Origin of the sequence: Burkholderia sp. SIMBA_062, assembly GCF_046534765.1 — a bacterium.
Lineage (GTDB): Bacteria > Pseudomonadota > Gammaproteobacteria > Burkholderiales > Burkholderiaceae > Burkholderia > Burkholderia ambifaria.
Window position 1 is genome coordinate 68,689 of sequence record NZ_JAWRYD010000033.1, and the last position, 20,875, is coordinate 89,563.

Consider the following 20,875-nt stretch of genomic DNA (forward strand, 5'->3'; position numbering starts at 1 on the left):
CGCAAGATGGCTCTGAAAAATCTGATCAAGGCGAGGACGGGGCAGCCCGAGCGACTGACGGAAGACGAGCGGCTCGCGCGCTCGGGCCTGCTTGCGGGGCTGGAAGCACTGCCGACGGTCGTGATCGTGCTCGACCGCAAGACGCTCAGGGTTGCGTTCGCGAACCCGTCCGCGGAGGCGATGCTCGACATCTCGCGCCGGCAGCTCGCGCAGCGGCCGTGGGGCGAGATTTTTCCGAACGCGAACGAGCTCGCGTCGACGATCACCGCGATCGGCCAGGAGCGCTTTCACGCGACGCATCTCGACACGGTGCTCGACCGGCCCGGCCACGAGGCGCTGCACGTGCATGCGATCGTCGGCTTCCTCGAGACGGCGCCCGATTTCGTGCTCGTCGAACTGTTCGAGAACGAACGGCAGTCGCGCACGGATCGCGAGGAACGGATCCACGACCTGACCGCGGTCAACAAGCAACTGATCCGCAATCTCGCGCACGAGATCAAGAACCCGCTCGGCGGCATTCGCGGCGCAGCCCAGCTGCTCGAATTCGAGCTGAGCGAGCGCGAGCGCGGCGAGTTGCGCGAATACACGCAGGTGATCATCAAGGAGTCCGACCGCCTGCAGACGCTCGTCGACCGGTTGCTGGAGCCGCACCGGCATCCGCACATCGTCGGCGACGTGAACATTCATGAAGTGTGCGAGCGCGTGCGCGCGGTGATGCTCGCGGAATTTCCGCGCGGGCTCACGATCGAGCGCGACTACGACGTCAGCGTGCCCGACCTGCGCGGCGACAAGGAGCAGTTGATCCAGGCGCTGCTGAACATCGTGCGCAATGCCGCGCAGGCGCTGCGCGAACGGATCGCGCAGGGCGACGCGAGGATCGAGTTGCGCACGCGCGTCGCGCGCAAGGTGACGGTCGCGAAGCGCCTGTACAAGCTGGCACTGGACTTGCATGTAGTCGACAACGGGCCCGGCATTCCGGAAGAGATCCGCGACCGGATCTTCTACCCGCTCGTGTCCGGGCGCGACGACGGCAGTGGCCTCGGCCTCACGCTCGCGCAGACCTTCGTGCAGCAGCACGACGGGATGATCGAGGTCGAGAGCCGGCCCGGACGTACCGAATTTCAGATCCTGCTGCCGCTCGACCATTGAGCGGCGGCATGGCGATTCACCGGATAACCCATATCTGACCGACCTATGAAGCCGATCTGGATAGTAGACGACGATCAATCGATCCGCTGGGTGCTCGAAAAGGCACTCGCGCGGGACAGCTTCGCGACGAAGAGCTTCGCGAACGTGCGCGACGCGCTGGCCGCGCTCGACCACGAGACGCCGCAGGTGCTCGTATCCGACATCCGGATGCCGGGCGGCTCCGGCCTCGAGTTGCTGCAGGCGATGCACGAGCGTCTGCCCGGCCTGCCCGTCATCATCATGACGGCGTTCTCCGATCTCGACAGCGCCGTCGCGGCGTTCCAGGGCGGCGCGTTCGAATATCTCGCGAAGCCGTTCGACGTCGATAAGGCGGTCGAGCTGATCCGCCGCGCGGTCGAGGAAAGCCTGCGCGGCGGCGCGCCGCAGGACGAGCGCATGGCCGAGGCGCCCGAGATGCTCGGCCAGGCGCCCGCGATGCAGGACATGTTCCGCGCGATCGGCCGCCTGTCGCATTCGGCCGCGACCGTGCTGATCACCGGCGAATCGGGCACCGGCAAGGAGCTCGTCGCGCGGGCGCTGCACCGGCACAGCCCGCGGGCGAACGGGCCGTTCATCGCGCTGAACACCGCGGCGATTCCGAAAGACCTGCTCGAATCCGAACTGTTCGGTCATGAACGCGGCGCGTTCACTGGCGCGCAGACGACGCGCCAGGGCCGCTTCGAACAGGCCGAGAACGGCACGCTGTTCCTCGACGAAATCGGCGACATGCCGTTCGACCTGCAGACACGCCTGTTGCGCGTGTTGTCGGACGGGCAGTTCTACCGGGTCGGCGGCCACAACCCGCTGCGCGCGAACGTGCGCGTGATCGCCGCGACGCACCAGAATCTCGAGGCGCGCGTGCGGCAGGGGCTGTTCCGCGAGGACCTTTACCACCGGCTCAACGTGATCCGGCTGCGGCTGCCGCCGCTGCGCGAACGCAGCGAGGACATCGCGCTGCTCACGCGCCACTTCCTGCAGAAGAGCGCGCGCGATCTCGGCGTCGAGCCCAAGCGCGTATCCGACGACGCGCTTGCGTACCTGACGTCGTTGTCGTTCCCCGGCAACGTGCGGCAGCTCGAGAATCTCGCGAACTGGCTGACCGTGATGGCGCCCGCGCAGACGGTCGAGATCAAGGATCTGCCGCCCGACCTCGTGCCGGCAGGCGCGCCGGTGACTACGACCGCCGATGGCGCGGATGCGCACGGCGGCGCGAGCATCGGAGGCGACGGGCTGCGCGTGCCGCCGGCGGCCGGTGCGGCGCCGTTGACGTCGGCGCCCGTCGCGGCCGCGCCGAACGGCGCGCCGGCCGGCTATCCGATGTGGGAAAACGGGCTGCGCACCGAAGTCGCGCGGCTGCTGCGCGAGAACTCGGCCGACGTGATGGACGAGCTCGCGCGCCGCTTCGAAGCGGCCGTGATCCGCGAGGCGCTCGACTTCACGCGCGGCCGCAAGGTCGAGGCGGCGGAGCGGCTCGGCATCGGCCGCAACACGATCACGCGCAAGATCCAGGAACTGCATCTGGAGCCTTGAGCCTTCGTCGCGGCATGCGCGGGCATCGCGCATGCCGCGATCGGACATAATCTCGGTTTGCCGTCACGTGCGATCCGTCATGTCCGATTCCTTCCGCTGGCCCGCCGGGGCCGATCCCTTCCGTTTTCTCGAATCGCTCGACAGCAAGCGCGCCCGCGCGTGGGTCGACGAGCAGAACGCGCGCACGCGTGTCGCGCTGCGCGACGACGATGCGTATCGCGCGCTCACCGCGCGGCTCGCACAGGCGTATCTGCCGCGCGAACGCCCGGTGATTCCCACCCGCTGGCGCGAATGGGCGTACGACCTGTGGCAGGACGATCTCCACCCGAAGGGACTGTGGCGCCGCGCGCGCTGGGACGACTGGCGCGCGGGCCGGCCCGAGTGGGAAACGCTGCTCGACGTCGACGCGCTCGGCGCGCAAGAGGGCGAGTCGTGGGTGTTCGAGCAGGACGCGATCCTGTACCCGGACGGCGACCGTGCGCTGCTGTCGCTGTCGCCGGGCGGCGCCGACGCGGTCGTCGTGCGCGAGTTCGATCTCGTGCAGCGCCGTTTCGTCGACGACGGGTTCACGATCGACGAGCCGGGGCATCATACGATCGGCTGGATCGACCGCGATACCGTCTACGTGAGCTGGGATCGCGGCGAAGCGCATGCGACCGCGGCCGGCTATCCGTACGACGCGCGCCGGTGGGTACGCGGCACGCCGCTAGCCGATGCGCCGGTCGTGTTTCGCGGCGAACCCGACGACATCAGCGCGGGCGCGGCGTTCGATCCGATCGACGGCCGCCACGTCGCGTGGCGCAGCGTCGATTTCTTCGACGCCCATGCGTACTGGCTGACCGACGCGGGAGAGTGGGCGCGCTACGACGTGCCGACGCATGTCGAGGTCGGCTTCTGGGAAGGCTGGCTCGTGCTGGAGCCGCGACTCGACTGGGACTGCGGCGGCGTGCGTCACGCGGGCGGCTCGCTGCTCGCGATCCGCGAGCAGGCGTTCCTGGCCGGCGCGCGTGAGCTTACGACGCTGTTCGAACCGCGGCCGTCGACGTCCGCGTGCACGTGGACGCATACGCGCACGATGCTGATTGCGAGCTGGCTCGACGACGTGCAAAACCGCACGATGCTGTGGCAGCCGCGCCAGGGCGAGGACGGCGCATGGACGTGGCACGCGCGGCCGTTCGACTGGCCGGGCGATGCGCAAGTCGACATCGAGCCGGTCGAGTCGACGCTGAACGACGACGTGTACGTGGACGTCGACACCTATCTCGATCCCCCCGAATGCTGGCTTGCCGATCTGGCCGATCGCGCGGCCGACGCAGCGTCGCGCCGCGTGCTGCTCGACCGGCCGCCGGTGCGGTTCGATGCGGCCGGGCTCGTCGTGCGTCGCGCCAATGCCCGCTCGCGCGACGGCACGGTGGTGCCGTATACGCTGATCGGGCCGCGTGACGCGCTCGATGGGCTCGATCACCCCGACGGCGTCACCCGCGTCGCGCGTCCCTGCCTGCTGTCAGGCTATGGCGGCTTCGCGATTCCGAACCTGCCGGGCTATAGCGATGCACTGGGCATCGCATGGCTCGAACGCGGCGGCGTCGCGGTGTTCGCGCACATCCGCGGCGGCGGCGAATTCGGGCCGGGCTGGCACGTCGACGCGCAGCGCGAGCATCGGCAGCGTGCGTTCGACGACTTCATCGCGGTGGCCGAGGATCTGATCCGCAGCGGCGTGACGACGGCCGCGCAGCTCGGCATCGAGGGCGGCAGCAACGGCGGGCTGCTGGTCGGCGCGTGCATGGTGCAGCGTCCGGAGCTGTTCGGTGCGGTGCTCTGCCGCGTGCCGCTGCTCGACATGCGGCGCTATCCGAAGCTGCATGCGGGCGCCGCGTGGCTCGACGAATACGGCGATCCGGACGATTCGCGCGAGGGCGCGGCGCTGGCTGCCTATTCGCCGTATCACCGCGTGCGCGAAGGTGTCGTGTATCCGCCGCTGTTGCTGACGACGTCGACGCGCGACGACCGCGTGCATCCCGCGCATGCGCGCAAGATGGCCGCGCGCATGCATGCGCTCGGACACGAGCGGGTGTGGTACTGGGAGAACACGGACGGCGGCCACGGCAGCGCCGACGATCTGGAGCGTGCCGAAGCGGATGCGGCGGAATTCGGCTTCCTGTGGGCCCATCTGGGGCCCTCGCCCGCACCCGCGCGCCGTTGAGCGCGGGCATGAGCGGGCGGGCGGGGGCTCAGCAGACGACCGCGACGACGGGCGTATGGTCGGACGGCTGTTCCCACGTGCGCGGCAGGCGATCGACTTCGCACGACGTGCAGTTGGCGGCGAGCGCCGGCGACAGCAGGATGTGGTCGATGCGCAGCCCCGCGTTGCGGCGGAACGCGAGCATCCGGTAGTCCCACCACGTGAAGGTCTTCTCCGGCTGCTCGAAACGGCGGAACGCATCGACGAAGCCGAGCTCGAGCAGCTTCGCGAAGTGCGCGCGCTCCTGCGGCGACACGAGGTTCTGGCCTTCCCATTTCGCCGGATCGTGCACGTCGCGGTCTTCCGGCGCGATGTTGTAGTCGCCGAGCAGCGCGAGCTTCGGATAGCGCTGCATCTCGGCGCTCAGCCACGCATGCAGCGCGTCGAGCCACTGCATCTTGTAGACGAACTTGTCGGAGTCGGGCGACTGGCCGTTCGGGAAATACGCGGATACGATGCGCACGCCTTCGACCGTCACGGCCACCACGCGCTGCTGCGGATCGTCGAAGCCGGGGATGTTGCGCACGACGTCCGATTCGTCGACGGCGAGCGTGTCGCGCACGAGGATCGCGACGCCGTTGTAGGTTCTCTGGCCCGTGAACCAGCTGCGATAGCCGATGGCCTCGAGATCGGCGCGCGGATATTTCTCGTCCGGCAGCTTCAGTTCCTGCAGGCACAGCACGTCGGTTCCGCTGTGCGCGATCCAGTCGAGCACGTGCTGCTTGCGGACGTTGAGCGAGTTGACGTTCCAGGTGGCGATTTTCATGAACGGGAATGCGTGCGGGGTGAATGCGAAGGCCGCCATCTTACCGCGAGCACGGGGCGCGAACGCGGGCGACACGCGATGCGAAGCACGCACCGCGCATCGCGATATCGACGGCCCGCGAAGAAATTGTGACAAAGATGTTGACGTGAGTACTTCCTCACCCTATAATTTATTTCTCTGACGCGGGGTGGAGCAGTCTGGCAGCTCGTCGGGCTCATAACCCGAAGGTCGTAGGTTCAAATCCTACCCCCGCAACCAAGCACACCAGACGATGTGCAGCGCATATGACCGATGCGCGCTTCGTCGACAGGAACCCGGCCTCGTGCCGGGTTTTTTGTTTTCAGCGTCCGAATGTCATTTCGGCGCGCCGGGGCTCCCCGGCAGGAAGCCGTTCTCGAGCAGGTAAGTCGACGTGTTGACGAGCGTGGCCCGCGCGTTCGGCGTGCCGGCCAGCGCCGCGCATTTGTCCTTGCCCGTATTCAGCCGGATCGACCGTTCGGTCGTCGGGTAGTCGACCCCCTTCAGATAGAAATGCGGCAGCGATGTCGTGTACCGTGCGTACGGCACGCACGGCCGCTGCATCGGGTCGCTCGGCGCGGCGTTGAACGGGAAGAACTCGTCGAACAGGTAAGCGGCGCTCGACAGTCCGCCCCAGTCCGCCGGCACCGCGATGCTGCCGGTCGGCGTCGTGACGCCGGTTGCGACGTCCGTGATGAAGCCTTCGATGGTCGAGCGTCCGTCGGCGCGATCGCCCTGCGCATGGACGATTTGCAGCCGGTATGCATGGCCCGTTTTCCACGCATAGGCGATCGAGCACGAGGTTCCCGAGCCGCCGTCGGCACCGCCGCGGCAATTCGCCGACAGCGGCGTCGTGCCGCTGCCGAACGCGCTGAAGATCACGAGGTTGGTGCTTTTGGTGCGCGGCTGGATGCCGGTGTAGATCGCGTGCCCGCCATGTTCGGACGACAACTGATTGGCCCAGTAGTAACTGGCGTTGATGTTGGTCGGCACGACCTCGGGCGTGATGTCCCACGTCATGCGATCGAAACCGCCATTGGGTGTCGTCGAGGCCGACGCGTTGATGTTGGGGTCGGCATGTGCGCCGAGCATGGTCGACATGGCGAGCATCGCCGCGACCGTGGACTTGAGTCGTTTCATATTTCGGTTTCCTGTTGGTGGAAAAGAGACCGCACGAGCAGCACCGATCGCAGCCAGGCCGCTCGCATACCAATTTGCGCCCACTTTATTACCAATAGATAACCAATTGAATCGGCGACGCCGTGCGAGATGCGCCGCCCGATTCGCGGACCGTTCCCGCCGGCCCCATGGCGCGGGCGAGAGCGGGGCGTCGGGCGCGAGGCGATGCGATGGGCAAGATAGTGATTCCGGCCGCGTGGAATAATCCGCCATCAAATCGCGGTGAGGGTTGCCGGCGAGCGCGCCGGCCTTCGGCCGATGTCCGCCGCGCCACGGCGTACGGTCGTCAGCCCGCCGCCCACTCGACCGCCGCCTTCGCATGCAGCGCGGTCGTATCGAATACGGGCAGCGGCGAATCGTCCGCGCCGATCAGCAGCGTGATTTCCGTGCAGCCGAGAATCACCGCTTGCGCGCCACGTTTCGCGAGTTCGTCGATGATCGCCACGTAGGTTGCGCGCGACGCCGCATCGATCACGCCGTGACACAGCTCGTCGTAGATGATCCGGTGCACGTCGCTGCGCGCGGCTTCGTCCGGCACCAGCACGTCGAGCCCGAACTTGTCGCCCAGGCGCTGCGCATAGAACGGCAATTCCATCGTGTAGCGGGTGCCGAGCAGCGCGACGCGCTCGACGCCCGCGGCGCGCAGCGCGGCGCCGGTCGGATCGGCGATGTGCAGGAACGGCAGCGCCACCGCCGCTTCGATCGCGCCGTGTACACGGTGCATCGTGTTGGTCGTCAGCACGACGAGATCGGCGCCGGCCGCCTCGAGCTGACGCGCTGCGTCGGCCATCCGTTCGCCGAGCGCGACCCAGTCCTGCGCGCGCTGCAGCGCTTCGATCTCGGCGAAATCCACCGTGACCAGCACGCTCTTCGCGTTGTGATGGCCGCCGTGCAGCGCCTTCGAATGGCGGTTGATCATCCGGTAGTACTCGGCCGACGATTCCCAGCTCATTCCGCCGATCAGTCCGATCGTCTTCATCCGTCACCTGTGCGTTTCGTATGTCGTGGCAGACGAGTATAGGGGCCGCCCCCCGCGCGCGGCGGTACGATCCGTGCGAAGCGCGCCGGTACGGGGCGACCGAACGCGGCAGTACGCGACAGTTGAAACCGGCACTGTGTTTTTGTACAGTATCGGCACCGTGAATCCGACCATCATCCCGCCTGCCGATCGTCCGCGCGAGCCGCCGCCTGGCGATGCGCCGCCGCGTGTGCGCAAGATCATCCACTGCGACTGCGATTGCTTTTACGCGTCGGTGGAGATGCGCGACGACCCGTCGCTGCGCAACCGGCCGCTCGCGGTCGGCGGCCGGCCCGACCAGCGCGGCGTGATCGCGACCTGCAACTACGAGGCGCGGCGCTACGGCGTGCATTCGGCGATGTCGTCGGCGCTGGCGGTGCGCAAGTGTCCGGACCTGCTGATCCTGCCATCCGCGATGGACAAGTACCGCGCGGCGTCGCGGCAGATCATGGCGATCTATCGCGACTACACGCACGACGTCGAGCCGCTGTCGCTCGACGAGGCTTATCTCGACGTCAGCGGTTCCGAACTGTGCCAGGGCAGCGCGACGCTGATTGCACGGGAGATCCGCCAGCGCGTGTACGACACGGTGGGCGTGACGGTGTCGGCGGGCGTCGCGCCGAACAAGTTCATCGCGAAGATCGCGTCCGACTGGAACAAGCCCGATGGCCTGTTCGTCGTGCGCCCGCATGAAGTCGATGCGTTCGTCGCGGCGCTCCCCGTGCGCAAGCTGCATGGCGTCGGCAAGGTGACGGCCACGCGGCTCGACCGGCTCGGCATCCAGACCTGCGCGCAGTTGCGCGACTGGTCGCTGATCGACCTGCATCGCGACTTCGGCGCGTTCGGTCGACGGCTGTACCAGCTGGCGCGCGGGATCGACGAGCGGCCGGTGCAGGCCGACCAGGAGCGCAAGTCGGTCAGCGTCGAGACGACCTATGTGACCGACCTGACGACGCTCGAACAATGCGCGGACGAGATCCGCCGCCTCGTCGTGCAGCTCGACGCGCGGATCGCGCGTGCCGGTGCCGCGCGCGCGATCCGCAAGCTGTACGTGAAGATCCGCTTCGCCGATTTCCAGCGCACGACGGTCGAATGCGTCGCCGACGCGACGAATGCGCAGACGGCGGTCACGCTGCTCGCGAAGGGGCTGCAGCGGCGCGCTCAGGCCGTGCGGCTGCTGGGCGTCGGCGTGCGCATCGACGAGGACACGGCCGAGCGGCGCGGTCAGTTCTCCTTGTTCGACGACGAAGCCGACCAAGTTGACCACGCCAACGACGCGGCCAACGCCAACGACGCCAACGACGCCAACGACGCCAACAACGCCAACAACGCCAACAACGCCAACAACGCCAACAACGCCAACAACGCCAACAACGCCAACGCAGGCGCCGCCGACGAAACGCCCGCGCCATGAAAAAAGCACCGCCGAAGCGGTGCCTTCCGAAGCAGCCGGACGAGCCGGCCAGCGCGTGCTCAGTGCGTGGGGGAGGCCATCCCGTTGTGGCGCAGCAGCGCGTCGATTTCCGGCTCGCGGCCGCGGAACGCCTTGAACGAATCCATCGCCGGGCGGCTCCCGCCGACTTCGAGGATCTCGCGGCGATAGCGCGTGCCGGTCGCCGCGTCGAGCACGCTGCCGCTTGCAGCGGCCGCTTCCTCGAACGCCGCGTACGCGTCGGCCGACAGCACCTCGGCCCACTTGTAGCTGTAGTAGCCGGCCGCATAGCCGCCCGCGAAGATGTGGCTGAACGTGTTCGGCCAGCGCGAGAACGCTGCCTGCGGGATCACGTGGTAGCGCTCGTTGATCTCGCGCGCGAACGCGTTCACACCGGTCGCGCCGGCCGGGTCGAAGTCGACGTGCAGCAGCATGTCGAACATCGAGAACACGATCTGGCGCAGCGTGCCGAGGCCGCTCTGGAAGTTCTTCGCGGCGATCATCTTGTCGAACAGCTCGCGCGGCAGCGACGCGCCGGTGTCGATGTGCGACGACATCGACGACAGGACGTCCCATTCCCAGCAGAAGTTTTCCATGAACTGCGACGGCAGCTCGACCGCATCCCATTCGACGCCGTTGATGCCCGACACGCCGAGCTCGTCGACGCGCGTGAGCATGTGATGCAGTCCGTGGCCGAATTCATGGAACAGCGTGATGACTTCGTCGTGCGTGAAGCACGCGGGCTTGCCGCCGACCGGCGCCGAGAAGTTGCAGGTCAGGTACGCGACCGGCGTCTGCACGGTGCCGCCGCGCTTCGCGCGCGCACGCGCATCGTCCATCCACGCGCCGCCGCGCTTGCCTTCGCGTGCATACAGGTCGAGATAGAACTGCGCGACGAGCGAACCGTCGCGGTTCTCGACGCGGAAAAAGCGCACGTCCCGGTGCCAGACCGGCGCGTCGTCCGGCTTGATCCGCACGCCGAACAGCGTTTCGGTGACGGTGAAGAGGCCCTTCAGCACGGCCGGTTCCGGGAAGTACTGCTTGACCTCGTTTTCCGAGAACGCGTAGCGCTGCTGGCGCAGCCGCTCGGCCGCGAACGCGACGTCCCACGGCGCGAGTTCGCTCAGGCCGAGTTCCTTCGCGGCGAACGCGCGCAGTTCGTCCCAGTCCTTGTCGGCGTGCGGGCGCGCGCGCGTCGCGAGATCCTCGAGGAACGCGATGACCTGCTGCGGCGACTCGGCCATCTTCGGCGCGAGCGACACTTCGGCGAAGTTGCGGTAGCCGAGCATCTGCGCCTCTTCACGGCGCAGCTTCAGCTCGTCGGCGACGATCGCCGTGTTGTCCCATTCGGCCTTGCCGCCGCCGTACTGCGGCCCGAGTTCGGACGCGCGCGTCGCATACGCGCGATACAGCGTCTCGCGCATCGCGCGGTTCTCGGCGTATTGCAGCACCGGGAAGTAGGACGGGAAGTGCAGCGTGAATTTCCAGCCATCCTTGCCTTCCTTCTGCGCGGCTTCGCGGGCCGCTTCGATCGCGTCGCCCGGCAAGCCGGCGAGTTCGGCCTCGTCCTGCGCGAAGTACGCATACGCATTGGTCGCATCGAGCACGTGGTCGGAGAACGCCTTCGACAGCGCGGCCTGCTGCTCCTGCAGCTCCGCGAAGCGCGGCTTCTGGTCTTCCGGCAGCTCGGCGCCCGACAGGCGGAAATCGCGCAGCGCGTTGTCGAGGATCTTCTTGCGCTCGGCGGACAGCGTTGCATATTCGGCGCTCGCGGCGATCGCCTTGTACTTCTCGTACAGCGCGAGGTTCTGGCCGACGCTCGACCAGAATTCGGTCACGCGCGGCAGGTTTTCGCCGTAGGCGGCCCGCAGTTCCGGCGTATCGGCGACGGCGTTCAGATGGCCGACGACGCCCCATGCGCGCCCGAGCGGCTCCGTCGCCTGCTCGACCGTCTCGACGATCGTGGCCCAGGTCGCCGGCGTCGCGGGTGCGCTCGCGGTGTCGACTGCGCGGTTGGCGGTGTCGAGCAGCGTGTCGAGCGCGGGCGTCACATGTTCCGGACGGATCTCGCCGAAGCGGGGCAGGCCGGAGAAATCGAGAAGCGGATTGGTATTGGCGCTGGCGGACATTAAGACTCCCTGTCTGTTGCCGGATGAACCGGGGTGAAAAGGGTGAGGCGCGAAGCAGCGGCGCCCGATACTGACATTATTGGGGCGCATCGCGCGCTTTCCAATCGTTAGTTTCTACCGACGCGATTGGATACGTTCGACGCGGGGTCGGGTTCGGGCGAAACGCGGCGGGGTGTGGCGGTATGGCCGTGTGACGCGCGGCCGCGATGGCGACCGGCGAGATGCCGGCGCACGAATGCGCGCCGGCTGCGCGAACAGCGCGATCAGGCGGCCGCGGCGGCGCGCTCGGCTGCTTCGATCGTGTTGATCAGCAGCATCGTGATGGTCATCGGGCCGACGCCGCCCGGCACCGGCGTGATGTGGCCGGCGACTTCCTTCACGCCGGCGAAGTCGACATCGCCGCACAGCTTGCCCGCGTCGTCGCGGTTCATGCCGACGTCGATCACCGTCGCGCCGGGCTTGACCATGTCGGCCGTCAGGATGTTGCGCTTGCCGACCGCGGCGACCACGATGTCGGCCTGGCGCGTGTGCGCGGCGAGGTCGCGCGTCTTGCTGTGGCAGATCGTCACGGTCGCGCCGGCTTCGAGCAGCAGCAGCGCCATCGGCTTGCCGACGATGTTCGAGCGGCCGATCACGACCGCGTTCGCGCCTTGCAGCGGGATGTCATGCGCTTCGAACATCTTCATCACGCCGTACGGCGTGCACGGACGGAACAGCGGCTTGCCCGTCATCAGCGCGCCGGCGTTCGCGACGTGGAAGCCGTCGACGTCCTTCTCCGGCGCGATCGCCTCGAGCACCTTGTGGCTGTCGATGTGCGCGGGCAGCGGCAGCTGGACCAGGATGCCGTGGATCTTCGGATCGCGGTTCAGTTCGTCGATGCGCGCGAGCAGGTCGGCTTCCGACAGCGTGTCCGGGTAGGCATCCTTCTGCGAGAAGAAGCCGTTGTCCTCGCACGCCTTGATCTTGTTGCGCACATAGACTTCGCTCGCCGGGTTCGCGCCGACGAGGACCACCGCGAGACCGGGCTGGTGGCCGCGGGCGGTGAGGGCGGCGGCGCGTTGGGCGGCCTGCGTGCGCAAGGTCTTCGAGAGGGCGTTGCCGTCGATGAGGAGGGCTGTCATGGTGGTGGTCCTGCCGGGAAGTTGGAATGCGAGTGTGCGGCGCACGAAGCGCCGCAGCAAAGCACGCAATTATACCGGTCGCCTGCTGTCGTCCGACAGCGAATGCAAGGAAAGCGTCATGGCGGCGGTGCCGGCGCCCCGGAGGAGGCGTCGGGCCGCGCCGCGCGAGTAGGGCCGCATTGCGCGGCGCGAGGGTGCGTGGGTGCGGCCGGCCGGGCAGGTGCCCGCGGCCGCACGCAACGTTCAGGCCTGCTTCTTCGACAGCGCGAGGCGCAGCAGGTCGGCCACCGTGTTGACGTTGAGCTTTTCCATGATGTTCGCGCGGTGCGCTTCGACCGTCTTGATGCTGATCCCGAGATCGTCGGCGATCTGCTTGTTCAGCCGGCCGGCGATGATCCGCTCGAGCACCTGCTGCTCGCGTGCGGTGAGCTTCGACAGACGCTCGCTCGCGGCGCGCTGTTCCTGGACGCTCTTGCTTTCGCTTCGGGCCTTGTCGAGCATCCGCTCGACGAGCTTGCGCAGCTCGGCCTCGTCGAACGGTTTCTCGATAAAGTCCATCGCACCCTTTTTCATCGTCGATACCGCCATCGGCACGTCGCCGTGGCCCGTGACGAAGATGATCGGCAGCGCGGCGTTGTCGGCGATCAGGCGCTCCTGCAGCTCGAGGCCGCTCATGCCCGACATCCGCACGTCGAGGATCAGGCATGCGATCTGGCCGGCCTGCTGCGCCGGCTGGTAGGCATCGATGAATTGCTCCGCGCTCGAGAAGCATTGCACGCGATAGCCGTTCGCCTCCAGCAGCCAGCGCAGCGAGTCCCGTACGGCCTCGTCGTCGTCGACGACGAAGACGGTTTCCTGAGTGGTGGTGACAGGGCTATTCATAGTTCTCCCGTAACGGTATGTGATGCCGATGCCTCGCGCCCCCCTTGGCCGAGATCAGCGGGTTCCCCAATGGGCAGGCTGCAGTGGAATGTCGCGCCGGAAATGCGGCCGTCCGGTTCGACATTGTTGACCACCCACAGACGCCCCCGATGCGATTCGATGATCGAACGGCAGATGTTCAGCCCCATGCCCATGCCGTCGGACTTGGTGCTGTAAAACGGTTCGAACAGGCGTTCGGCGCTCGCTTCGTCGACGCCCGGACCCTGGTCGATCACGCGGATGTCGACGAAACCCGCGTCGATGTCGGCGACGACGCGGATCACGCCGTCCGCCGCCGCCGGCTTCACGTCGGCCATCGCCTCGGCCGCGTTCTTCATCAGGTTCATCAGCACCTGCTCGATCAGCACGGGGTCGACATAAATAATAGGCATTCTTGCGAGGATTTCCGTGACGATCCGGATCCTGCGCTTCCTGGCCTCGATTTCGGCGAGCCCGACCGCGTCGGCGACGATGTCCGCGACCCGCGCCGGCTGGCGCTTCGGCTCGCTGCGCTTCACGAATTCGCGGATCCGCTTGACGATCATCCCCGCGCGCAGCGCCTGCTGCGCGGTCTTTTCCAGCGCGGGCTGCAGCGTCTCGGGCGTGCCGCGGCCGCTCTTCACGAGCGCGAGTGTGCCCGAGCAGTAGTTGTTGATCGCGGCGAGCGGCTGGTTCAATTCGTGAGCAATCGACGACGCCATTTCACCCATCGTCATCAATCGGCTCGTGAACTGCAGCTTCTCTTCCTGCTGGTGCGCGAGTTCCTGCGCCTTCTTGCGGGTCGTGATGTCGGTCGCGATCTGCATCTGCGCGAGGTGGCCGTCCACCCACTGGATGTACTGGCGGCGCACCTCGAACCATTTCTGGATGCTCTCGACGTACACCTCCTGCGCGTCGGCCGTGCTGCTCGTCAGCGCGGCGGCCGGCAGGCCCGCGAACGTGTCGACCATGTCGATCGAGTCGGACGATGCCTGCGCGCGGTCGAAGCCCCCACCCGACAGCTCGAGATGGCCGTCCGGGCGGATCCCGAACAGATGGCGGTAGTAGCGGTTCGCGAACAGCAGCTCGGCTTCGTCGGCGGCGAGCACCGACACCGCGGCGTCGAGGCTTTCGAGCACCGTCGTGAAGCGCTCGTGCGCGGCCGCGAGTTCCTCGCGTGCGCGCTTCGGCTCGGTGATGTCGGTCATCGACGACATCCAGCCGGTCTGGCGGCCCGAGCTGTCGATCAGCGGCGACACGTAGAGGCGCGCATGGAACAGCGTGCCGTTCTTGCGCCGCACGCGCAGCTCGAAGCCCGAGCTCGGCGCCTTGCCGCGCAGCGTCATGTCGAGCTGGCGCTGCATTTCCGGATACGCGTCGCGCGGCCAGTACGGGAACGGCGCCACCTTGCCGACCAGGTCGGTTTCGTCCCAGCCCGTCATCCGGCAGAACGCGGGGTTCACGTGCGTGATGCGGCCGTGCATGTCGAGCACGCGCATGCCGATCAGCACCGAATTTTCCATCGCGCGGCGGAAGAACGCTTCCGCGTACAGCGCCTGCTGCGCCTCGAAGCGCTGGCGCGTATGCTTCCACAGGCTCCAGAGGCTCCACAGCACGAAGCACGACAGCCCGGCGACGAGCCACACGAGCGTGTTGTTGGTCAGGTTCGTGAGCTGCGGGAACGCGTACACCCGCACGGTCAGCCCGTGGCCGGGCGGATCGAGCGGCAGGTCGTAATGGGAGTCGCGCGGCAGGCGCGGGCGCGTCGATGTGGACGACAGCTCGCGGTTGTTCGCGTCGGTGATCGAGATCTTGTACTTCGACGACAACTCCTGCGGGATGTCGTGCTTCAGGATGCCTTCGACCGAGAACACCGCGGCGATCGAGCCGAGATATTCGCGGTCGCCGCGCATCACGGGCGTCTGCAGCGTGATGAAGCCGTTGCCGAAGTCGTCGTAGATCAGCGGCGAATAGGCCTGGCGGCGCGTGCTGCGCGCTTCGTCGTACGCGCCGCGCACGGCGTCCTGCATCTGGGCGTCGCCGGGCTTCGCGAGCCGCTGGCCGAGCAGCGGCGGGTGCACGGCCGGCCAGCGCTGCACGCCGGGGGCGGTGTACCAGTTCAGATAGAGGATTTCCGGATGCGTCTGCATCACGTCCGCGACGGCCATCTGGAACGCGTTCTGGTCGAGGCGGCCCGACGCGAGATCGCGCGACAGCGCCTGCAACTGCTCCTGCGCACCCGTCATCGACAGGCGGATCTGCTGCTGCGCCCACGCGACGTTACGGAACAGCGTGTCTTCCTGCTGCTGCTGTTCGCGGCGATTGAGGCTCCATAGAATCAGGCTCATCACCACGAGGAACACGAGGATCGACAGCAGCGGCGTCAGCAAATAGGAATTGGACCACCACGGTCCGTGGTGCCAACGGGACGGCTGCGACTCCGCCGGCGGGCCCGACGGTCGCGCCGAGCGTGCGAAAAGCCGATCGGTCAACATGGCAGGATTGTAGCGCAGCGCAATACATGGAAAACCTGTACCGGATATGTTGAACGGAAACGGATTTGTGCCCGCGGCGCGCGCCGCGGAGGCCCAGCGGATGGGTGCAGCGCAGCAATATTTCGCATTGCGAGAAAAGATCTCATAATTCGAAAATTCAGTTGCGCGTGCCCGTCCACGCTCATTACAATCCGTCGGAGCTTGCCCGCAGCCGGTCGCGCCGCGTCGTCTGCATGAGAGCGATCCTCACATTCCAGGACCCAGGAGACGAGAATGTCCGCTGTACCGAACGAAGTGATGAAGTATGTCGCCGCCGAACGTGACGACGACCCGCAAGAAACCGTTGAGTGGCTCGAATCGCTCGACGGCGTGATCTCCTCCGTGGGCACTGGCCGCGCGCACTACCTGATCGAAAAGCAGATCGAGTTCGCCCGCATGCACGGCGAACACCTGCCGTTCTCCGCCAACACCCCGTACATCAACACGATTCCCGTTGCCGCACAGGCGAAGATCCCGGGCGACCAGGACATCGAGCACCGCATTCGTTCGTACACGCGCTGGAACGCGCTGGCGATGGTGCTGCGCGCGGGCAAGGACACGAACGTCGGCGGCCACATCGCGTCGTTCGCGTCGGCCGCGACGCTCTATGACGTCGGCTACAACCACTTCTGGCACGCGGCGTCCGACCAGCACGGCGGCGATCTCGTGTTCGTGCAGGGCCATTCGTCGCCGGGCGTGTACTCGCGCGCGTTCCTGCTCGGCCGCCTGTCGGAAGAGCAGCTCGACAACTTCCGGCAGGAAGTCGACGGCAAGGGCATCTCGTCGTACCCGCACCCGTGGCTGATGCCGGACTTCTGGCAGTTCCCGACGGTGTCGATGGGTCTCGGCCCGATCATGGCGATCTACCAGGCCCGCTTCATGAAGTACCTGGAATCGCGCGGCATCGCGAAGACTGCCGGCCGCAAGGTCTGGGCGTTCCTCGGCGACGGCGAGACGGACGAACCGGAATCGCTCGGCGCGATCGGCATGGCGAGCCGCGAGAAGCTCGACAACCTCGTGTTCGTGATCAACTGCAACCTGCAGCGTCTCGACGGCCCGGTGCGCGGCAACGGCAAGATCATCCAGGAACTGGAATCGGAATTCCGCGGTGCCGGCTGGAACGTGATCAAGGTCATCTGGGGCAGCCGCTGGGATGCGCTGTTCGCACGCGACCAGACGGGCGCGCTGATGCGCCGCATGATGGAAGCCGTCGACGGCGAATACCAGACGTACAAGTCGGAATCGGGCGCGTTCGTTCGCGAACACTTCTTCAACACGCCTGAACTGAAGGCGCTCGTCGCCGACTGGTCGGACGACGACATCTGGGCGCTGAACCGGGGCGGCCACGATCCGCACAAGATCTACGCGGCATTCCACGAAGCGACCAACACGAAGGGCGCGCCGACCGTCATCCTCGCCAAGACCATCAAGGGCTACGGGATGGGCGAGTCGGGCCAGGCGATGAACATCACGCACCAGCAGAAGAAGCTGCCGGTCGAGCAACTGAAGAAGTTCCGTGACCAGTTCCGCCTGCCGATCGCCGACGAGCAGATCGCCGACGTGCCGTACCTGAAGTTCGAGGAAGGCTCGAAGGAACTCGAATACATGCGCCAGAAGCGCATGGACCTCGGCGGCTACCTGCCGCATCGCCGCGAAAAGGCGACCTCGCTGCCGGTGCCGGCGCTCGACGCATTCGAGCCGCTGCTGAAGGGCACGGGCGAAGGCCGCGAGATCTCGACGACGATGGCGTTCGTGCGGATCCTGAACATCCTGCTGAAGGATAAGGCGCTCGGCAAGCGCGTCGTGCCGATCGTCCCGGACGAATCGCGTACGTTCGGCATGGAAGGCCTGTTCCGCCAGATCGGTATCTGGAACCAGGAAGGCCAGAAGTACGTGCCGGAAGATTCCGATCAGCTGATGTTCTACAAGGAATCGCAGACCGGCCAGATCCTGCAGGAAGGCATCAACGAAGCGGGCGGCATGTGCGACTGGATCGCGGCGGCGACGTCGTATTCGACGCACGGCGAGATCATGGTGCCGTTCTACATCTTCTATTCGATGTTCGGCTTCCAGCGGATCGGCGACCTCGCATGGGCGGCGGGCGACATGCGCTCGCGCGGCTTCCTGCTCGGCGGCACCGCGGGCCGCACCACGCTGAACGGCGAAGGCCTGCAGCACGAAGACGGCCACTCGCTCCTGTGGGCGGCGTCGGTGCCGAACTGCGTGAGCTACGACCCGACGTTCGGCTACGAACTCGCGGTGATCATCCAGGACGGTCTGCGCCGCATGGTGCAGGACCAGGAAGACGTGTACTACTACGTCACGGTGATGAACGAGAACTACGAGCACCCGGCGATTCCGCAGGGCGAGCACGTGGCGGCCGACATCATCAAGGGCATGTACGCGTTCAAGAAGGCCGACGCCGACAAGAAGGCGCCGCGCGTGCAGCTGTTGGGCGCGGGCACGATCTTCAACGAAGTGATCGCTGCGGCCGACCTGCTGAAGAACGACTGGGGCGTCGCGGCCGACCTCTGGAGCGTGCCGAGCTTCACGGAACTCGCGCGTGAAGGCCATGAAGTCGAGCGCTGGAACCTGCTCCATCCGACCGAGGAGCGTCGCCTGTCGCACGTGCAGAAGTGCCTGAAGGACACGCAGGGTCCGGTCATCGCATCGACCGACTACGTGCGCGCGCTGGTCGACCAGATCCGTGGTCAGGTCGATCGCCGCTTCGTCGTGCTGGGCACGGACGGCTTTGGTCGTTCGGACACCCGCGAAAAGCTGCGTCACTTCTTCGAAGTCGACCGTCACTGGGTCACCGTCGCCGCGCTCAACGCGCTGGCCGACGAAGGCACGATCGAGCGCAAGGTGGTCGCGGACGCGATCGCCAAGTACAACCTCGATCCGTCGAAGCCCAACCCGATGACCGTTTAACGCACACGCGCCGTGTGATGCCGCGCGCCGCTTCCGGGAGGGGCGCGCGCGGCCATGGAGACACAAAAAGATGAGTCAAGCGATCGAAGTGAAGGTGCCGGATATCGGCGATTACAAGGACGTGCCCGTCATCGAGGTGCTCGTGAAGGCGGGCGACACGGTCGAGCCCGAGCAGTCGCTCGTCACGCTCGAGTCGGACAAGGCGACGATGGACGTGCCGAGTCCGGCCGCCGGCACGGTCAAGGAAGTGAAGGTCAAGGTGGGCGATTCCGTGTCGGAAGGCTCGCTGATCATCCTGCTCGAAGGCGGCGCCGCGGCGCAGGTGAACGGCGCGGCAGCGCCGGCGGCGGCCCCGGCTCCCGCGGCAGCGCCGGCACCGGCCGCCCCGGCCGCAGCGGCACCGGCCGCCGCGCCGGCAGCGTCGGGCGGCACGCTCGAGGTGAAGGTGCCCGACATCGGCGACTACAAGGATGTCCCGGTGATCGAGATCGGCGTGAAGGTCGGCGACACGGTCGAGAAGGAGCAGTCGCTCGTCACGCTCGAGTCGGACAAGGCGACGATGGACGTGCCGAGCCCGGCCGCCGGCGTCGTGAAGGAAATCAAGGTCAAGGTGGGCGATTCGGTGTCGGAAGGCACGCTGATCGTGCTGCTCGACGCCGCCGGCGCACCGGCTGCCGCCGCGCCGCAGGCGAGCGCACCGGCTCCGGCCGCGGCCGCGCCCGCGCCTGCCGCCGCACCGGCACCCGCGAAGGCTGCGCCGGCTCCGGCCGCAGCCGCACCTGCCGCGGCACCGTCGGGCGAGTATCGCGCAAGCCACGCGTCGCCGTCGGTGCGCAAGTTCGCGCGCGAACTCGGCGTCGAAGTCGCGCGCGTGCAGGGTAGCGGTCCGAAGGGCCGCATCACGAAGGAAGACGTCACGGGCTTCGTGAAGGGCGTGATGACGGGCCAGCGCGCGGCACCGGCCGCGGCAGCCGCGCCGGCAGGCGGCGGCGAGCTGAACCTGCTGCCGTGGCCGAAGGTCGACTTCTCGAAGTTCGGCCCGTTCGAGGCGAAGCCGCTGTCGCGGATCAAGAAGATCTCGGGCGCGAACCTGCATCGCAACTGGGTGATGATCCCGCACGTCACGAACAACGACGAAGCCGACATCACCGAGCTCGAAGCGCTGCGCGTGCAGTTGAACAAGGAGCACGAGAAGTCGGGCGTGAAGTTCACGATGCTCGCGTTCGTGATCAAGGCAGTCGTCGCCGCGCTGAAGAAGTTCCCGACCTTCAACGCGAGCCTCGACGGCGACAACCTGGTGTTCAAGCAGTACTACCACGTCGGTTTCGCTGCCGATACGCCGAACGGCCTCGTCGTGCCGGTGATCCGCGACGCGGACAAGAAGGGGCTCGTCGACATCGCGAAGGAAATGGCCGAGCTGTCGAAGGCCGCCCGCGACGGCAAGCTGAAGCCGGACCAGATGCAGGGCGGCTGCTTCTCGATCTCGTCGCTCGGCGGGATCGGCGGCACCCACTTCACGCCGATCATCAACGCGCCGGAAGTCGCAATCCTCGGGTTGTCGCGCGGCCAGATGAAGCCGGTGTGGGACGGCAAGCAGTTCGTGCCGCGTCTGACGCTGCCGCTGTCGCTGTCGTATGACCATCGCGTGATCGATGGCGCGGAAGCCGCGCGGTTCAATGCGTATCTCGGAGCGTTGCTCGGGGATTTCCGTCGCATCATTCTTTGATGAGCGTTGCGGCTCGCAGGGGCGTGGGGTTTCTGTCGGTCATCCACGCCTCGTCGTTGAACTTGCTTTCATAACGGTCTGCTGGCGTCGCCCCTGCGCGGGGCGGCGGTCACTTTTCTTTGTCTTCCAAAGAAAAGTAACCAAAAGAAAGGCGCGTCCTT

General features: G+C 66.9%; 13 protein-coding genes, 1 tRNA gene and 1 pseudogene. 8 read left to right on the forward strand and 7 right to left on the reverse strand.

Translation table 11 applies throughout. The annotated features are described in order from the left end of the window. The first annotated feature begins 6 nt into the window (after positions 1 to 6). The 3 genes from glnL (at position 7) to SB786_RS28455 (ending at position 4,921) form a co-directional block, all read left to right on the forward strand. Positions 7 to 1,149, forward strand: a complete 1,143-nt coding sequence (gene glnL / locus SB786_RS28445; RefSeq protein ID WP_006758925.1) for a nitrogen regulation protein NR(II) — start codon at positions 7 to 9, stop codon at positions 1,147 to 1,149. 45 nt (positions 1,150 to 1,194) lie between these two features. Next, positions 1,195 to 2,718: a nitrogen regulation protein NR(I) gene (ntrC, locus tag SB786_RS28450; RefSeq protein ID WP_410730394.1), complete on the forward strand. Its 1,524-nt coding sequence runs from the start codon at positions 1,195 to 1,197 to the stop codon at positions 2,716 to 2,718. 79 nt (positions 2,719 to 2,797) lie between these two features. Then, on the forward strand, positions 2,798 to 4,921 hold the full coding sequence (locus SB786_RS28455; RefSeq protein ID WP_410730395.1) for a prolyl oligopeptidase family serine peptidase: 2,124 nt from the start codon (positions 2,798 to 2,800) through the stop codon (positions 4,919 to 4,921). A 28-nt stretch (positions 4,922 to 4,949) separates the two neighbouring features. Here the strand turns inward: SB786_RS28455 and xth are convergent, their stop codons facing one another. After that, positions 4,950 to 5,726 carry an exodeoxyribonuclease III gene (gene xth, locus SB786_RS28460; RefSeq protein WP_034176649.1) on the reverse strand — a complete coding sequence of 259 codons (777 nt, stop codon included), beginning with the start codon at positions 5,724 to 5,726 and terminating at the stop codon, positions 4,950 to 4,952. A 181-nt stretch (positions 5,727 to 5,907) separates the two neighbouring features. Here xth and SB786_RS28465 point away from each other — a divergent pair. Beyond that, a tRNA-Met gene (locus SB786_RS28465) sits at positions 5,908 to 5,984 on the forward strand. A 96-nt stretch (positions 5,985 to 6,080) separates the two neighbouring features. On the opposite strand, the gene SB786_RS28470 is transcribed toward SB786_RS28465, so the two are convergent. Further along, on the reverse strand, positions 6,081 to 6,884 hold the full coding sequence (locus SB786_RS28470; RefSeq protein WP_410730396.1) for a DUF3472 domain-containing protein: 804 nt from the start codon (positions 6,882 to 6,884) through the stop codon (positions 6,081 to 6,083). A gap of 325 nt (positions 6,885 to 7,209) precedes the next feature. Next, positions 7,210 to 7,902, reverse strand: coding sequence for an aspartate/glutamate racemase family protein (locus SB786_RS28475; protein ID WP_410730397.1), 693 nt, complete (start codon positions 7,900 to 7,902; stop codon positions 7,210 to 7,212). 136 nt (positions 7,903 to 8,038) lie between these two features. Between SB786_RS28475 and dinB the strand changes: the two genes are divergently transcribed. Further along, complete coding sequence (gene dinB, locus SB786_RS28480) at positions 8,039 to 9,355, forward strand: DNA polymerase IV (protein WP_410730398.1); 1,317 nt, start codon at positions 8,039 to 8,041, stop codon at positions 9,353 to 9,355. A 59-nt stretch (positions 9,356 to 9,414) separates the two neighbouring features. Here the strand turns inward: dinB and SB786_RS28485 are convergent, their stop codons facing one another. From SB786_RS28485 to fixL, 4 genes are all read right to left on the reverse strand, one after another. Further along, positions 9,415 to 11,502 (reverse strand): M3 family metallopeptidase, encoded by a 2,088-nt coding sequence (locus SB786_RS28485; protein ID WP_410730399.1) that lies wholly within the window; start codon positions 11,500 to 11,502, stop codon positions 9,415 to 9,417. A gap of 263 nt (positions 11,503 to 11,765) precedes the next feature. After that, positions 11,766 to 12,623: a bifunctional methylenetetrahydrofolate dehydrogenase/methenyltetrahydrofolate cyclohydrolase FolD gene (folD, locus tag SB786_RS28490; RefSeq protein WP_410730400.1), complete on the reverse strand. Its 858-nt coding sequence runs from the start codon at positions 12,621 to 12,623 to the stop codon at positions 11,766 to 11,768. Positions 12,624 to 12,866: 243 nt separating this feature from the next. After that, positions 12,867 to 13,505: an oxygen response regulator transcription factor FixJ gene (fixJ, locus tag SB786_RS28495; RefSeq protein ID WP_174391042.1), complete on the reverse strand. Its 639-nt coding sequence runs from the start codon at positions 13,503 to 13,505 to the stop codon at positions 12,867 to 12,869. Beyond that, positions 13,502 to 16,018 carry an oxygen sensor histidine kinase FixL gene (gene fixL / locus SB786_RS28500; protein WP_410730401.1) on the reverse strand — a complete coding sequence of 839 codons (2,517 nt, stop codon included), beginning with the start codon at positions 16,016 to 16,018 and terminating at the stop codon, positions 13,502 to 13,504. Before fixL ends, fixJ begins: the two co-directional genes overlap by 4 nt. On the opposite strand from fixL, the pseudogene SB786_RS28505 reads away from it, so the two are divergent. From SB786_RS28505 to aceF, 3 genes and pseudogenes are all read left to right on the forward strand, one after another. Further along, positions 15,938 to 16,155: pseudogene (locus tag SB786_RS28505) on the forward strand (hypothetical protein); the annotation flags it as partial. The gene fixL and the pseudogene SB786_RS28505 sit on opposite strands and share 81 nt — an antisense overlap. Before the next feature lie 136 nt (positions 16,156 to 16,291). Then, positions 16,292 to 18,988 (forward strand): pyruvate dehydrogenase (acetyl-transferring), homodimeric type, encoded by a 2,697-nt coding sequence (aceE, locus tag SB786_RS28510; RefSeq protein WP_410730402.1) that lies wholly within the window; start codon positions 16,292 to 16,294, stop codon positions 18,986 to 18,988. Positions 18,989 to 19,058: 70 nt separating this feature from the next. After that, positions 19,059 to 20,714: a dihydrolipoyllysine-residue acetyltransferase gene (gene aceF, locus SB786_RS28515; protein WP_410730403.1), complete on the forward strand. Its 1,656-nt coding sequence runs from the start codon at positions 19,059 to 19,061 to the stop codon at positions 20,712 to 20,714. Positions 20,715 to 20,875: the final 161 nt, after the last annotated feature.

What these genes read in the sequence shown, in the direction of transcription:
- aceE (WP_410730402.1), top strand. Translation starts at nt 16,292, where the DNA reads ATGTCCGCTGTACCGAACGAAGTGATGAAGTATGTCGCCGCCGAACGT.
- glnL (WP_006758925.1), top strand. Translation starts at nt 7, where the DNA reads ATGGCTCTGAAAAATCTGATCAAGGCGAGGACGGGGCAGCCCGAGCGA.
- SB786_RS28485 (WP_410730399.1), bottom strand. Translation starts at nt 11,502, where the DNA reads ATGTCCGCCAGCGCCAATACCAATCCGCTTCTCGATTTCTCCGGCCTG.
- xth (WP_034176649.1), bottom strand. Translation starts at nt 5,726, where the DNA reads ATGAAAATCGCCACCTGGAACGTCAACTCGCTCAACGTCCGCAAGCAG.
- aceF (WP_410730403.1), top strand. Translation starts at nt 19,059, where the DNA reads ATGAGTCAAGCGATCGAAGTGAAGGTGCCGGATATCGGCGATTACAAG.
- SB786_RS28475 (WP_410730397.1), bottom strand. Translation starts at nt 7,902, where the DNA reads ATGAAGACGATCGGACTGATCGGCGGAATGAGCTGGGAATCGTCGGCC.
- fixJ (WP_174391042.1), bottom strand. Translation starts at nt 13,505, where the DNA reads ATGAATAGCCCTGTCACCACCACTCAGGAAACCGTCTTCGTCGTCGAC.
- SB786_RS28455 (WP_410730395.1), top strand. Translation starts at nt 2,798, where the DNA reads ATGTCCGATTCCTTCCGCTGGCCCGCCGGGGCCGATCCCTTCCGTTTT.
- ntrC (WP_410730394.1), top strand. Translation starts at nt 1,195, where the DNA reads ATGAAGCCGATCTGGATAGTAGACGACGATCAATCGATCCGCTGGGTG.
- SB786_RS28470 (WP_410730396.1), bottom strand. Translation starts at nt 6,884, where the DNA reads ATGAAACGACTCAAGTCCACGGTCGCGGCGATGCTCGCCATGTCGACC.
- fixL (WP_410730401.1), bottom strand. Translation starts at nt 16,018, where the DNA reads ATGTTGACCGATCGGCTTTTCGCACGCTCGGCGCGACCGTCGGGCCCG.
- folD (WP_410730400.1), bottom strand. Translation starts at nt 12,623, where the DNA reads ATGACAGCCCTCCTCATCGACGGCAACGCCCTCTCGAAGACCTTGCGC.